General features: G+C 35.8%; 21 protein-coding genes and 1 pseudogene. 3 read left to right on the top strand and 19 right to left on the bottom strand.

What is annotated here, in order from left to right:
• A partial coding sequence (locus BALCAV_RS18345) for a GNAT family N-acetyltransferase (protein WP_040324216.1) occupies positions 1-260 on the top strand: 260 nt, incomplete at its 5' end.
• A gap of 194 nt (positions 261-454) precedes the next feature.
• Here the strand turns inward: BALCAV_RS18345 and BALCAV_RS18350 are convergent.
• The 12 genes from BALCAV_RS18350 to BALCAV_RS18400 all read right to left on the bottom strand — a co-directional run bounded on the left by BALCAV_RS18350 (position 455) and on the right by BALCAV_RS18400 (position 7,415).
• Positions 455-901 carry an NUDIX hydrolase gene (locus BALCAV_RS18350; RefSeq protein ID WP_003322497.1) on the bottom strand — a complete coding sequence of 149 codons (447 nt, stop codon included), beginning with the start codon at positions 899-901 and terminating at the stop codon, positions 455-457.
• 14 nt (positions 902-915) lie between these two features.
• Entirely contained in the window at positions 916-1,875 is a 960-nt protein-coding gene (locus BALCAV_RS18355) for a phosphotransferase enzyme family protein (RefSeq protein ID WP_003322498.1), read from the bottom strand.
• Between the two features lie 13 nt (positions 1,876-1,888).
• A complete protein-coding gene (locus BALCAV_RS18360) occupies positions 1,889-2,107 on the bottom strand; it encodes a DUF6366 family protein (protein WP_003322499.1) in 219 nt (72 codons plus the stop codon).
• 35 nt (positions 2,108-2,142) lie between these two features.
• Positions 2,143-3,174, bottom strand: a complete 1,032-nt coding sequence (locus tag BALCAV_RS18365) for a serine hydrolase domain-containing protein (RefSeq protein WP_003322501.1) — start codon at positions 3,172-3,174, stop codon at positions 2,143-2,145.
• Between the two features lie 84 nt (positions 3,175-3,258).
• Positions 3,259-3,672: a nucleoside 2-deoxyribosyltransferase gene (locus BALCAV_RS18370; protein WP_003322502.1), complete on the bottom strand. Its 414-nt coding sequence runs from the start codon at positions 3,670-3,672 to the stop codon at positions 3,259-3,261.
• Between the two features lie 49 nt (positions 3,673-3,721).
• Positions 3,722-4,393 carry a hypothetical protein gene (locus BALCAV_RS18375; protein ID WP_003322503.1) on the bottom strand — a complete coding sequence of 224 codons (672 nt, stop codon included), beginning with the start codon at positions 4,391-4,393 and terminating at the stop codon, positions 3,722-3,724.
• A gap of 133 nt (positions 4,394-4,526) precedes the next feature.
• Positions 4,527-4,691 (bottom strand): hypothetical protein, encoded by a 165-nt coding sequence (locus tag BALCAV_RS22445; RefSeq protein ID WP_160173438.1) that lies wholly within the window; start codon positions 4,689-4,691, stop codon positions 4,527-4,529.
• Positions 4,692-4,781: 90 nt separating this feature from the next.
• On the bottom strand, positions 4,782-5,060 hold the full coding sequence (locus BALCAV_RS18380) for a GNAT family N-acetyltransferase (protein ID WP_003322504.1): 279 nt from the start codon (positions 5,058-5,060) through the stop codon (positions 4,782-4,784).
• Between the two features lie 150 nt (positions 5,061-5,210).
• Positions 5,211-5,669, bottom strand: coding sequence for a GNAT family N-acetyltransferase (locus BALCAV_RS18385; RefSeq protein ID WP_003322505.1), 459 nt, complete (start codon positions 5,667-5,669; stop codon positions 5,211-5,213).
• Positions 5,670-5,683: 14 nt separating this feature from the next.
• The gene (locus BALCAV_RS18390) at positions 5,684-6,220 is read right to left on the bottom strand and encodes an NUDIX hydrolase (RefSeq protein ID WP_003322506.1); all 537 of its coding nucleotides are present in this window, start codon (positions 6,218-6,220) and stop codon (positions 5,684-5,686) included.
• 141 nt (positions 6,221-6,361) lie between these two features.
• A complete protein-coding gene (locus BALCAV_RS18395) occupies positions 6,362-6,862 on the bottom strand; it encodes a GNAT family N-acetyltransferase (protein ID WP_003322507.1) in 501 nt (166 codons plus the stop codon).
• A gap of 28 nt (positions 6,863-6,890) precedes the next feature.
• Positions 6,891-7,415 carry a hypothetical protein gene (locus tag BALCAV_RS18400; RefSeq protein WP_003322508.1) on the bottom strand — a complete coding sequence of 175 codons (525 nt, stop codon included), beginning with the start codon at positions 7,413-7,415 and terminating at the stop codon, positions 6,891-6,893.
• A gap of 204 nt (positions 7,416-7,619) precedes the next feature.
• On the opposite strand from BALCAV_RS18400, the gene BALCAV_RS18405 reads away from it, so the two are divergent.
• Positions 7,620-8,318 carry a lysophospholipid acyltransferase family protein gene (locus BALCAV_RS18405; protein WP_003322509.1) on the top strand — a complete coding sequence of 233 codons (699 nt, stop codon included), beginning with the start codon at positions 7,620-7,622 and terminating at the stop codon, positions 8,316-8,318.
• Positions 8,319-8,450: 132 nt separating this feature from the next.
• Here the strand turns inward: BALCAV_RS18405 and BALCAV_RS22585 are convergent, their stop codons facing one another.
• The 3 genes from BALCAV_RS22585 to BALCAV_RS18415 are packed head-to-tail and all read right to left on the bottom strand — an operon-like array spanning position 8,451 to position 9,737.
• Positions 8,451-8,612 (bottom strand): hypothetical protein, encoded by a 162-nt coding sequence (locus BALCAV_RS22585; RefSeq protein WP_003322511.1) that lies wholly within the window; start codon positions 8,610-8,612, stop codon positions 8,451-8,453.
• Positions 8,613-8,634: 22 nt separating this feature from the next.
• Positions 8,635-8,958: a nucleoside triphosphate pyrophosphohydrolase gene (locus tag BALCAV_RS18410; RefSeq protein ID WP_003322512.1), complete on the bottom strand. Its 324-nt coding sequence runs from the start codon at positions 8,956-8,958 to the stop codon at positions 8,635-8,637.
• 26 nt (positions 8,959-8,984) lie between these two features.
• Entirely contained in the window at positions 8,985-9,737 is a 753-nt protein-coding gene (locus BALCAV_RS18415; protein WP_003322513.1) for a DUF2087 domain-containing protein, read from the bottom strand.
• Positions 9,738-9,914: 177 nt separating this feature from the next.
• Here BALCAV_RS18415 and BALCAV_RS18420 point away from each other — a divergent pair, with 177 nt between their 5' ends.
• Positions 9,915-10,388 carry an effector binding domain-containing protein gene (locus BALCAV_RS18420; protein WP_003322514.1) on the top strand — a complete coding sequence of 158 codons (474 nt, stop codon included), beginning with the start codon at positions 9,915-9,917 and terminating at the stop codon, positions 10,386-10,388.
• 127 nt (positions 10,389-10,515) lie between these two features.
• Here BALCAV_RS18420 and BALCAV_RS18425 read toward each other — a convergent pair whose 3' ends face one another.
• The 4 genes and pseudogenes from BALCAV_RS18425 to BALCAV_RS18440 all read right to left on the bottom strand — a co-directional run bounded on the left by BALCAV_RS18425 (position 10,516) and on the right by BALCAV_RS18440 (position 13,947).
• Positions 10,516-10,911: an NUDIX hydrolase gene (locus BALCAV_RS18425; protein WP_003322515.1), complete on the bottom strand. Its 396-nt coding sequence runs from the start codon at positions 10,909-10,911 to the stop codon at positions 10,516-10,518.
• A 310-nt stretch (positions 10,912-11,221) separates the two neighbouring features.
• Positions 11,222-12,444 (bottom strand): annotated as a pseudogene (locus BALCAV_RS18430) (RtcB family protein).
• A gap of 163 nt (positions 12,445-12,607) precedes the next feature.
• A complete protein-coding gene (locus BALCAV_RS18435) occupies positions 12,608-13,012 on the bottom strand; it encodes a hypothetical protein (protein ID WP_040324222.1) in 405 nt (134 codons plus the stop codon).
• A gap of 20 nt (positions 13,013-13,032) precedes the next feature.
• The gene (locus BALCAV_RS18440; protein ID WP_040324217.1) at positions 13,033-13,947 is read right to left on the bottom strand and encodes a phosphotransferase enzyme family protein; all 915 of its coding nucleotides are present in this window, start codon (positions 13,945-13,947) and stop codon (positions 13,033-13,035) included.
• Positions 13,948-14,176 lie beyond the last annotated feature (229 nt).

Here is a 14,176-nt window from a genome sequence, read left to right on the forward strand (position 1 = left end):
CCCATTTAACAGGTAAAGGATTTGGATACGATTTTTGCTCGTTCATCTTTTCATATATCCAGAAACAGAAAGCTTCTCAAACTAGATTACGATTAACCGTTGCTACTTTTAACCAAAGAGCGATTCGTTTGTATAAAAAGTTAGGTTTTATAAAAGATAGACAGTTTTATCACCACCAAATTGATTTTATGACCATGGTCAAACCAATTGAAAAAGAGTCTGTCATCGTTTATTTTAATGGGAAGGAGATCATTTTATAACGCAAAATCTTATTTCTTAACTTTTTTTCCTTCAAGCCTATGATTAATCACTTATCTATTATATTTCCGTTTACTTTTTCAAAACGAAGCACTAGAAACTCGTCAAAAAATTGAGGAACATCTATTACTATGGCATAAAAAACTGCAATAACCATTAAATGATTAAATAGATATTGCAGTAATACTTTCTGTTACTAATTCTTTGCACAAAACGCGTCAATAAAAGTTCGATACGAGTCAATAAAATGGTTAGGAAGTTGGCTAATTGGGAAAAATTGAACGTCTAGCGATTCTGCTGGATCAACACTTAAATCTCCACTATATTCATATGTATAATAAACAGCCGTAACTGAGTAAAGCTCATCCCCATTTGGCACTTTTAAATAATATTCTTTTCCAGAAAAGACTTCTACTAAAGTTAAATCGCCTAAGTATAAGCCTGTCTCCTCCTTCACTTCTCGCTTTGCCGTTTCTTCCATACTTTCCCCAAGCTCCATAATTCCACCAGGTAATCCCCAGCGACTATCAAGGCGTTGCTGCAGTAAGATTTCTTTTTGTTCATTTAAAATAATCACAACCGCTCCTGGAAGGATTAATGGACGGTGCCCGACTAGTTTTCTTAATTCTTTTACATAACTCATGATTGAATCCCCTTTTATTCTAGTATCCGCTCTAGTTGATCGTAGTGATATGTAAGCCAAACCATTTCTTCGTAAAATCTCTGTGCTGGTTTAGAAGTTAGCTCTTGTTTATCTGTAATCCACCATGTACTTTCCATATACAAGAGAAGTCTGAGTGATTGGATTAATTGTGTCTTGCTGAGTTGATGGTATTTGTTATAACCATCAATAAAAGTATCGATTAACTCTGTCTGTAACTCTCCCTCCAATAATGTTGCCGAGATAATCATTCTGGCGACATCAAGTAATGGATAATCATATTTTAGCCGATCAAAATCAAGAATCGCTGCTACCTTACTCTCATTAAATAGTACATTATCAAGCCATAAGTCGCGATGGGCCCAGCCAGCGTCGATTTCACTTGTTTCAGTGAGAGCGATCTTTTTCGTTAAAGCTATTTGCATTTCAATTAAATCAAACAATGTTTTATCAAGCGTTTGTTCCTTTTTTTGTTGCCAAAAATGAATTCTCACATCCTTTGGTGGTATGTTGAATGCAGGAACCAAAACTGATGATTTTTCCCCATTTAACCATTTATGCATTTTCCCAGTTTGCAAGCCTAAATCATAGATTTGTCCTGCACTCACATGACCAGCGGAAATGATATCTCCCTCCACATAATCCATTATTACAAAAAGCTCGCCATCGTTAGACTTCAGTATGACTTCTTCTCCGACATTTAATAATTTAGGCGTTGGAAAACCTTCATCAGATAGTCGGATTTGTCGTTTCAAAGCATCCTGTAATTCATGCCAATCATATTTCGCCAACCGCTTTTGATTATACTGTTTCACGAGAAAAGTGCCGTTCGTTGTCTCCACCTTCCACTTTAAGTTTAAATACCCTCGTTTGATCGACTTTACCCCTACTACTTCCCACAAAAATTCTTCCTTACATTTTATTAAAATATCTTCTAATATCGCTTCTTCCTTCAATAGTCAGTTCACCTTAACTTCCCTTCATCACATAAGCAACGATTAATCCAATCAAAATTAAGACTATAAGAACTAAAAATCCTTTCCAACCAAAACTACCAGTAAGATCGGCTAAGCTTCCACTATTGGCACGATTGAAAGAATCCCCTAAATTTCCGGTCGGATTTCGCTTTAGTTCTTCTTGCCTTAAGCGTTCTCTTCTTTCTGCAGGTGTTTCGTGATTCTTTGTCATTTTAATCACTCCTACCCTTCTAGAGTTTAGATTCCTTACCCTATATTATGTTTAAATGATTGATATATATCACCTATTAACCCTTTTGTTTGATGAACACCTAAGTCTGTGTTTGTCATAATAACAAAGCCTTTTTCTAAAGAAGGATAATAAATGAGCATCGATTGAAAACCGACTCCCCAACCTAAAGAGGAGATTTCAAGTTGCTCATTTTCTCTATCTAAAAATAACCCTAATCCTGCATATGGATGCTCTTCTGTTGTTTGAAGCAACTCATTGAGCGTGTGAACACTTATTCCTAAGCGGCTCTCGCCTTGTAACGTTTGATTCCATTCCAGCATTAATTTAGTCAAATCGGCTGACGTCGACCATAGTCCGGACGCGGCATGGAATGGATAAATCGTTTCTTCCTTCAAATAAACCTTTCCGTTTTTATGATGTCCGTACGTTGCAAGTTCCGGTACAGTCAAGATTTCCTGCCAATTGTATGTACTGTTTTTTATATTTAATGGTTGAAAAATATGCTCGTCCATTAGTCGTTCAAATGTTTGACCAGTGGTTTTCTCAAGCACATATTGAATAAGACAATATCCGGCATCCGAGTAAGTGAACTGATTTGCTTTTGATTGAATCAAAAGATTTTCCTGCATATAACTCGTTCTACCGGTTAAAACTTCCTCCATAGTTGGGAAACCGTCAGTACTTAAAGGCGAAAAACTTTTTTCTGGATCTTGAACTCCTGCCTGGTGCCGGAGTAATTGTCTTAAAGTCATGGTATGTTGAACAGGATGGCTAGTGTTGATAAATCCAGCTTGAACAAACTCATCACTTAAATCCTTATCCAAATCGACTTTTTTCTCATGAGCAAGTTTGATGATTAAAAAGGCGGTTACTAACTTGCTAATCGAACAAGCATTAAATAAAGTATCTTCCTTGATTAATTCAGTTGCTTCCTTTCTTTTCTTGCCACAGCAAATCACTTCGCTTTTTTCACGATCAATCGTTGCTAAACTAAGCCCGACTACACCATACGCTTTCATTTTCTTCTTAAGGTCCATCTGAATCATCGAACACACCCCTTATATGTTTAGTTTACCACAAAAGCGAATGTACGTTCCTATAATGTCAGATCATTTAACGAAATATTTTGATTATATTTCAACTTCTCCTTTTATAGGGAAATCAAAAAGAATCGTATTGATTAAATCAGCTTCAGTCCCAATTACTTGCTTCACTTCTTTCAGATGGTAAAAAGTACTCGTCTTATCAAAGTCGTTGTGACGGTCATCGCTCGCATAAAGATAAACAGGTACCTCTGCTCCTAAGGCGATACCTAGTTCGATATGACTTCCTTTGCCACCAGGTAAAAGCACGACAAGAAAATCAGCCCTCTTGACCGCTTTCATTTCTTCCTCACCTATCTTCCTTAACTGCTCATACGAAGCTACTCGTTCATTTTGTGTCCAATCATATGTATGGATAAAACCTAATTGCTTTAACTGTCTACTTATTTTTTGTACAATCCCTTTATTAGCAAAGCTTGAAGCAATGTAAAAATTTATCATTTTTTTGCCTCCTATTCTAGTTGAGTTTTTCCTATTAAAATACTAATCCTTACCTCATTACTTTCAAAGTCTCGTAATGAACCTCAAACAACACTTGTTCTTGTTCGTCTAATACGGTACTACTGACAGTCTCGATAATTTCTGTTGCTTTTTCTTCTGTAAACTCTTCCATTGTAATTAACCTAATTTCATCACGTAATCCATCTCGCCATCTTTTCCGTACTAATTCATCAAAATATTGGCTCATATGAAAAGAAGCTAATTTTAAATTACTCTGTGTTTGACGAAATTCTGCGTAATAATCACTCATCGTTTCTTTGTTAGCTGGGTAAAAGGTAATGGGAATGACAAGTTCAACCCATTCGTTATCTGACGTTTTAAACCTCCATTTATACGAATCGGTCATGCCTGTGTTGGAATAAATAAACAGGTCTTTATCCGTTGTCCAGACGCCTTTTCCGGCATTAGATTCAGCGTATCCACCGTCCCCATCTATCACCACATCAAATTCTTCTAAATTGACCACATCGTAGAAGGACTGAATAAAATATTGACTCGTAAAGATTAAACAAATGAAAAAAACACCACTCAAAAACATTGGAAATTTCCACTTGATTTTTTTCTCTATGACTGTGAGTGTAGCACTCCAAAATAAAACAATTATACTAACCTTTATAATGTAAAAGATAATGATAGCCCAATCCGGCAATATAAAAGTCATTTCTGCCCTCCTTCTTAAAATGATGGTTTATCCAAATAAGATGGTGAATAATGTTAACTGTTCATCTAGCTCATCAATAAAGTTTAAATTGAGCACTTTTTATTTCCTCACTTAATTTAATAGTTTCAAAGATTCAATAACTTAATTGATCAAGTTTTACACCTAAATAACCACCAAGCTCTATTTTTGACGAATCTTTCAAATGGCTCCACCTATAATGATAAATCCATCCATTGTCTTCATCATCACTTTTCACTCGTACAGTAAAAATATCTTTCGTATGATTTTGAACAGTCAAATGATAATAATGCCTTATTATCTCAGCCTTTTTTTGTTTTATAATGTATGAATATTCGCCAAGATACTCTTTTTCAAGGTTGAATCAACTTCATTCACTTGCCTCGATTTCTTGATATTCTTTTTTCTTTTTAAACTCTGCTTTGGCAAATGGGCAGAGTGGGATGATTTTTTTATTTTGTTTTTTCATTTCAGTAACGACAGAGGCGACAAGCTCGGAGGCGATGTTTTCCCCGCGCCTAGATTCATTCACAAATGTGTGGTCGATAGTCACTTTCCCTTCATCTGTAGCCGTGTAAATTACCTCGCCTATCATTCCTCCATTTTCATTATTGATAAAATGCCGGTTCGCTTCTTTTTGAATATCCACTACCAATCACCCTTAATATAGATTTTAATTTCAATGAATCGCAATGATTAGTGTAGACATTCGCTCAATTATTATCCGTATTTATTTTTACTGGTGCACATAATTATCTCAATCCTAGTCGCACCCTTGATTTCATTCAATGACCTTTCTTTAAATTTCTTTTTCCATCATAATATTTGTAACCTGATAGTTTAATTCCTCATATATTTGACCAGCTCTTTTGTTATGGCCAAATACATGGAGACCTATCTTTTTTAACCCGATTTTTTTACTTTCGCTTTCAATCAACCGCATTGCTTCTTTCCCATAACCTAGTCCACGAACGGCTTCCTCAATGAAAAAATCATATATAAAACCTTTCTCATCATTCACTTTCCCTAACCAAATAAAGCCTATTTGGTTCTGGTTTTTCATAATTGAAAATACATAATGATTTTCTGTATTTTCACGGTAAGGTAATAATTGATTAAGTGCATCAATCGCTCTTTGCTGTGCATTATCCTCTCTCCAATTCCCTGAACGCACTTTTTCCTTCGCATATTCTTTTGTACTAATCGCAAAAAAGGCATCAAATTGTTCTGCCGTCATTTTCTCTAAAGATAGCAACATTTATTCACTTCCTTTTAACTTTTTAACCTTGGCTTTAAATTCTTATTATATGTTTCCCAATCCTCTAGCAACGCCCAGGTGATCGCTGGGTTTTCTCGATTGGCTTTCATTGTCCCTACATAGACATGTTCATTTTCTTGTTCGTTCCGATAATGATCGATGATTTCTTTTGTCGTAGCCGTCACACTCGCATTCTCAATCTCTTCCTGGTTTAGCCAACTTAATTCCCCTTCATCACTTTCCAATAATGGACGGGCTTTTGGTACATGACCAAAAAAGACATACTGCATTCGAATTTCCTCAATTCCCTTCATTCTTAACACAATATATTTTAAAGTTAGATGATGAATATTCTCTTCTGTTAAACCCGTTTCTTCCTTTAGCTCCCGTAAACAAGCCACTTTCGGTTCATTCATTTCTGTTATTTCTATATGACCACCAACCGGAACCAACATACCTGGTAGAAAAGCTGACTTCTCCTTCTTTTGTAAAAATAAAATTTGCTCCTCTTCATTTATTAAAAAAGCGACAGCCATTTGCCGTAACCTCATTTAGCTACCTCCGTAGAATACTTCGATATTTTCTCAAGATTAGATATTTTCTAATATTTTACCATATAATGAAATTTGGAACAGTTAATAAAATAAAAAGCAAACCTACTACATATTCAGGTTTGCCTTTTGCTCTTAATATTAAATATACAAGACCATTAATTCCTCATCAAAGTACTGTTCTTTAAATTTTAAGGCGTTCCGCTCCACACCATAGACTTCAAATCCTATCGTCTTATATAAACTCTTGGCTGCCCTATTTTCTGAAACAACGGTCAAATTAATTTGTTCCAAACCAGTCACGTTTTTTGCCACTTTTATTAACTCAAGCAAAATCGCCTTACCTATTCCCTGACCTCGTTTTTCTGGTAAAACAAACATTCCAAAAACATTTCCTTTGTGGACCGTCTTAAAGTTACTTTCACGTACAAAACTCACAATACTAACTAATAAATTCTTGTCAAAAGCTCCCAGCACAAATTTATCCTCAGTTGGCTTTAACCGCTTTTCTATCAACTCTATCTTGAATTCTTTTTCTCGCTCATAAGTTGAACCAAATTCTTCCGGATTGATCAATAATGCCTTCAATCGTAACTCCTGGTACAACTGTGCATCCATTTCATTTAAAATCCGTATGTTCATCCGCTTCCCCCTGTGTGAAAAAATCTATTTACCAATGACCATAAAACATTATTCTCTCCATTATCGCTACAATTAAAGTAGTCATCACATTTACTGAAATGACTACACCTAAAAGAAACCTCCTGCTTTTACTATAGTTTTTCAAAAGAAAATAAATGATCGGTACTTCTATACATAACGTTAAAAATAAGTAACCAGTCAAAACAATATAATAGGGTCCTGCCGCAAAAGCATCATACCAAGCATAGGCCCACCCTCCAGAAACGGCTTGAAACTCAATCGCTCTAAATATGTAAGGAAAAAGAAAGGAGACGATATTTGCTAACGTAATTATTAATGCTGCAATCACTTTTATAGAATAGTTTTTAACTAATTTGCCTAAAAACAAAATGCTTATTATTTCAAAACAAAGTGTCAAGATAATCGCCAATGGTAACATTTCTTTCGGGCTTGAAGTGAGCCATTGCCAAGAAGAATTAGCATATCCAGTCGAATGAAACATAAAAATAAAAAGAATTAAAGAGAGCGCGGCTTTAATGAATTGATTTTTCAAATATAATTCTCCCACCTAAATAAGATTTATTAATCTAAAATTCTCCAAACAATACAAGAACTCCTTTAATGAAACTGCCAATTAATCAAGAAGCTTATTTTGATTTTATCTTTAAAAAACAGTATGATAGTTTTTGATATTCATCTTTGACTATCATTATTCTTAATCTGTTTTGAAAATAGTTTCATTTAGAGGAGAGTCAACATGCGTAATATAATTGTTTATGGACATGCTATTTTATTTTTACTATCTATCATTCCGGCTATGCTTTGGTTAAAAACACAAGATCCGGAAGTTCGGTACAAAAAAACAAATCAATTTGCCAAAAAGTTAGCGAAAAATACATTACGATTAGCTGGGACAAAAGTGAATGTAGAAGGCCTTGAACACATAAAGGATGATGAACACTACTTGTACATTTCCAACCATCAAGGGAATTTTGACATTCCTTTGTTGCTTGCCCATATAAATAAAGATTTATCGTTCATTGCTAAAAAATCGCTCGAAAAAGTGCCTTTATTCGGCCAATGGATGACGAATAAAATGTGTATTTTTATCAACCGTGAAAACCCCCGCGATGCCGTTCGACAATTAGCTAAGGCCGGTGAAATGGTAAAAGACGGTAAACCAGTTTCTATTTTTCCTGAAGGACATCGAAGCAAAGGTGATTCAATGGGTGATTTCGGGAATTCGGGCTCAAGAATTGCCAAAAAAGCAGGCGTTAAAATTCTGCCGATTACCATAAACGGCTCTTATCGAATCATGGAAGAGTTGAACGGAAAATTCCAACCTACCGATGTAACTCTAGTTGTCCATGAACCTATTGATCCTGTCGAGTTCAGTTCATTGTCCGAATTAAACATCGCCGTAGAAGAAACCATTCAATCTGCCTTACCTAAATAAATCATAAAAAGTAGATGAGGAACCAATTCTCCTCATCTACTTTTTTTATTGCTACTTAGAGATGGATGGACTTCCTTCTCCTTTTTTACATACTACCGTCAGTCTAACTGAGATAAGCCGATAGGTTCATCATCATCTATCTCTCTTTTCCACAAACAAGAGAATAAATGTCGCGACTGGTCCAAGAACTAGCGATAGTAAAAACCAATTAAGCCCCGTTCGATTTTTTCCTTGGGCAAGACCGGCGTTAATTAAAGCTAACGTTCCCCAACCGACAAAGAAGCTTTCATTCATCTTAATTCCTCCAATCCAAAAATTAATCTTCTACTTCGACTAAATAGATCCGTTTATCAAAGGCTCCCCTTTTTATACGTTTGTCTACTCGAATCGTTTCAAGTATTAACTCATTCGTTTGATGGGTTTTGGCGAGGGCAAAAATCACTTCTAATACATCGGCTAGCTCTTCAACGGCTTCATTGTCTGTTAGAGCTTCCATATACTCATCGATCTCTTCTTGAAGTTTTCTTCGTAACTCTTTTTGATATAACTCTTCATCTAACATTTCAATAGAATATTTTGCACCTGTTTTTTCGATTATTTCTGGTATTTGGTCACGAACCAGTTTTTTATAAATCGGCATGACGACACTTCCCCTTTGTTAATCGTTTATTTCATCCAATATTCTAAACCATCTTTGCTTCTTTCCATAAAACCGTATTCAATTAAATAACGTCGAATCGTTGCAAAATCAGGATAAATCTGCTTTAAAATCTCACTAACTTCCTTCTCTGTATACATCTTTTTCCGCTCAAACCGAGCTATGATTTGCTGCAAAACAATTATTTTCCTCTTTTCTTTACTAGGGAAAATCGCTAACGGACCTGCTAATCCCTCTTTAAAATAAGTGCTCAGTATTTTTTCTTTTTCCAGTTCAGTCGTAATATAACGGTCATCCACCATTTTTGCCCCCTTATGAACCTTGACTAATTTCTCTTCATCCTTCTCCATTAAACTTTTCATAATTGCTAAAAAGACCTTCGCTTGCTTTTCCTTCTCCTTTAACTTAAAACGGTGGTTTCGGACTGTTGAAACACTTCCAATCCCAAGCTTTTCAGCTACTTCCTTATCTGAAAGTCCATCATAAAAAGCTCGAATAAGCTCTCGCTGTTGCTCGGTTAAGCCTGTATATCTTTTATCAAAACCTAATAGAGAATCTAGGCTTGAGTGGTGCTTATTTTGAATATGATAAACAATCGCTTTTTTTGCCTCTAATAAAAACTCATCCTGTTTGTAAATAATTCCATCCTCGCACATATAATCACATAAAAGGCATTGATAAATTCCACTTGCAGGCTCATAACGAAAGCCTTGAGCCATTTCTTCAACCGTCGAATCCCAAAAATCATTTTCATTTATCAAAATCTATACACCCCACAAATAAAGTAAACAAATTTTAATTATGTTTATTAATTAATAAACAATATATCATACCATCTATAATTTATTCAAATCATTTATTTATCTATATTTCATTTAAAGGGAATTTCCCTGTTGAGCTCGAAGTAAAAACAAAGGATGATTGAGGAGGTTTTTTGAATGGATGCTAAATTTAAATTGACCCCTTTTTTACAATGCCAGATCGTCGAAAGAGAATACTTATTAGTTGGTATTAGTACAACCACTCTTTTTCCAAATGGCTTTCCAACTGAAGCAAAAAAAATACAACATCAGCTTTTGAAAAGAAAAGAACATGTGCAGGCCGTTAAAGATGACACCATTCTTATTTCTCCTTTCTTATGTAATGAAGTTTTGGCGACCTATTTTGCTTGTTTTGAAGTGAAAGAGTCCGTGCCACAACCAGAAGATATGTTAGAAATCCCTTTAAAGAAGACAAAATATGCCATGATTACTTGTACAAATAAAACGATTAGTGAAGGATATGAACGCCTCTTTCGGTGGATGCACAAAGTTAAGCTACAGCAAAAATTGATAGGTGCAACCCAGCTAGAGATTTTTTATTTAGAAGATGGTGAAGAAGAAATCAAAGTAGAATTGTTAATCCCAGTTTAAGTGAAGCTAACGACCGTATTACATTACACTCAAAAAAGCTCTAATCCTGTATGACAGTGAATCAGAACTCTTTTCTCATTAGGAAGAGGCTATAAATTATTCTCCTAGGTTAATTTATAGCCTTTTTCTAATCTGTAATTCTTTTCATTAATTCCTCACCAAGCTCCTTTGGTCTTATATCAACGGAACCTAGCTGAGATAATGGGAGCCATACAGGTTCATAGGTGCCACGATTTCTCTCGTTCCTATACTCCTCTCCAGCACCTGTACCAAATGTGCCAGCAACAATTTTTGCTTGAAAGTAAAATTGTAGACCATTAAATTCCACTTTCTTTAGTAGCTCACCAACCTCGACCTCTAGCCCTAATTCTTCATAGGCTTCTCGTTTAGCTGCTTCTTTTGGGGTTTCCTCTTTTTCAACCCCACCACCAGGAAAAACATAATACACCTGCCCCTCTCTCATTCGTTTAATCAAGACAACAGCATGACTCTCTATAATGACAACACCACTGCGAACTCTCATTGTATTCTCCTTTTCTATTTACTCTCGTTAATAGACACTTAACTTGCCATCAATTTCTTTTTTGCCCTATAAACTCCAGTTATTGGACAAACCTCTCTTATCTCTCTCTTTTTTGTCCTATAAACCCCAGTTATTGGACAAAACACTCCTCTCCCTCTCTCTTTTTTGTCCTATAACCCCCAGTTATTGGACAAACCCTCTTCGTCCCTCCTCTATATGTCCAATAAAACACAAATAGAGGACAAAACAAGGCTCTCGTCACCTGTTTTGTCCATTCATTTAATCTAATAAGCATAATAAGCAACTACTATCAATCCTTATAAGGGTCCATTTCTCCTGCACCAGCCATACAGACACCGATTGGTTTCAGGCGGTGTTTCACATTAAGAGTTTCATCATGAGCCGCAAGAACTTCTGCTAGTTTTTTGTATACAAATGGGCTTTCATCCGTGCCAGCTCCTCTTAGTTCAACGCCGAAGTCTTTAACGCCCGTATACATTTGCTCAGGCGAAATTTCGCCACCACTACGTTTTTTGTTTTCCAATTCATTCTACCGGCCGCTTTTGTTCGGCTCATTACCCGACCAGCTCCGTGCACGGTACTATAGAACGCATCGACATTCTCTGCTGAATCTCGTCCTTCTACAATCACTGAATAATCACCCATGCTGCCCCCGATAAACCCTAATTGCCCTGGTGCTGATGGTGTTGCTCCTTTTCTTACAACGATAAAGTCTTTGCCATTATGATTCTCTTTCCAAGCAAAATTATGGTGATTATGAACAGTAAAAGTCGCTTCTGCTTGTAAAATACGCAATACTTTCTCAATCACATAATCTCTTCCCGCATACGCATATTTACCAGCTAAATTCATCGCTCGATAGTACATATCACCAACTTCTGTATTTAAATCTAATAAAGTAGGTTCAGCTTCCATCTTTTCACCTTTTACATTTTCACTAAACGCTTTTCCTTTTGCTAGGTTTAAAAAGCCACTCGCTGTTTTATGACCGAAACCACGGCTCCCAAAATGATTAGCGATCCAAATATCCTCTGTATCTTCCTCTACAAAAATATCGACAAAATGATTGCCTGAACCAACTGTCCCTAATTGACTTCTTGCTAATTTTTTTAAGGAATCATGCTCGTGTGTGCCAATTTGCTGATAAACAGACCAATCTGGATCATCAAAAAGCTCATGATCAACCTTTTCTTGATTTTTACGGCCAACTCCAAAAGAAATTTGAGCAGCTACTTGGTCCATAATTGAACTTATATCCTCTTTAATATCTTCATATTTTAAATTTGTACGAACCGCTTTATTTCCACAAGCAATATCATAACCGACTCCTGATGGCGAGATTTGCCCATCATAAACGACAACACCACCTACAGGCTGGCTATAACCGTAATGGTGATCAGCCATTAACAAAACTTGTTCGACTTGCCCATACTTTGAACAAGTGACCGCTTGATTGACTGCATTTTCCATAGGAGTTCCCCAAACACGAACCCCTTCAATTTCTTTATACATACTAATTCTCCCTCTCAAAATCACTGTTTCATTATGTAAAAGCGATACATTCAATTTGAAAATAATCTGATTTTACTCAACTTACACATACCCTTCTATCTGTAAATCCGTTTCCCCAATCTAATTTCCCTTTCTCGACAACTGCCAGATATTAAGCAATTATTTATAAAATTAAGCCTTTCCATTCATCTTGTTCTTCTTTAATAAATCGTTCTAGTTCCAAGATCATATAATCTAGTTGGTTAAATTCAGTAGTCAAATAAAATTGGGCTTTGATTTGTTCTGGTATTTCAAGGTTGTTATTCACATTCACCTCAATCGCGATTCTCCCTAGAACATCTATCAAATAAAAACGCAAGGACAAAAAGTGAGTTGCCTCCAAACTTCCTGTACACCAATAATAATCATCTTTTCCTAATTTTTCAATAAATATTTTTATGCCTCTCTGGAGTTCATAAAGCTCCTCATTATCAGTGTAAAGCTTTAAGTTCAGCTGGATGTCGCTGTTTTTTAATAAAAGCTTAACTTGAAAAAAATCAATATCTTTCCAAACTTTTTTCATAGACATCTTATAATCATTCAAGTCCTTCACCATACCTGTTCTAGTTCAGATTGATTCGCAAAAATCCATAAGAGCATTTCTTTATTTCGGTTATACAAATGTTCATCATGAAGAAAGAAGGCCATAAAGATGAGTTGAATCGCAAGCATCACGTGCCAAATAAGTTCTCGTTCCTCCCTTAATAACGGGTTCTTCTCGTTATAACTTAAACAGAGTTCCTGAACAAACTGAAACCAACCATGTCTTTTCGATTCCGTATCAAAAAGTTCATTTAAAATACTTGTGGAGCAATAAGCTAAATCAAATAAACGTATATTGACCTCCGCTTGGTCAAAATCAATTACCTCTGCTAGTTCACCACTTTTATAAATCATATTAAATAAATGCATATCACGATGGATGACTTGCTTTGGCAGTTTATTCATTTTCCCCTCTAATTCTTCGTTAAAGACAGCCCAGACCGGTTCAAGAGAAGTGGTATTATCAATCGTATTGATTTCTACAAAAGTAAATTCCTTTACAATATTATACAATTTTTTCATTGGGTATAAAAGAGTCATTTGCTCGCTCGCCATCGCTTTATGTAAAGAGCCAAGCGTATCTCCAAGCACAGCAGGCACTATCGGATTACGGATACATTCGTCAGCTAAAAAAGTTTCCCCTTCAATAAAGTGATAAAGACAGTAAACTTCTCCTGCAAAAACAGCATAAAATTCTTCTTTTTTTGTTTGAACTAAAACTTGTACATTGATTCCTTGCTCTTGAATAAACGAAAGCAACTTCGCTTCTCTTATAATGGATTCTTTATCCTGTTTTCTTTTTAAGACAAAATGTACATCATTGATTGTAGTAATTTTGGCTGCTTTTTCAGATAACTTGATCGCCGTTTTTAATTCAAGACCCCAATTATCAAGAATCGCTATTATCCTTTTAATCTCCATATTACCTCCTTTAATAAAAAGCGAAGCCTGTTCGGTCAGAAGCGAGAAAAAATTAGGGGCGGCTGATGAAGACGCTCTTTGTCTTCACTCAGACGAACCGATTTTTCTCGAGCTTCTAACAGGCGCAGCTGGATTAATAAAAAGCGGAGCCTGTTCGGTCAGAAGCGAGAAAAAATTAGGGGCGGCTGATGAAGACGCTCTTTGTCTTCACTCAGACGAACCGATTTTT

This window comes from Alkalihalobacillus alcalophilus ATCC 27647 = CGMCC 1.3604, assembly GCF_000292245.2.
Taxonomy (GTDB): Bacteria; Bacillota; Bacilli; order Bacillales; family Bacillaceae_D; genus Alkalihalobacillus; species Alkalihalobacillus alcalophilus.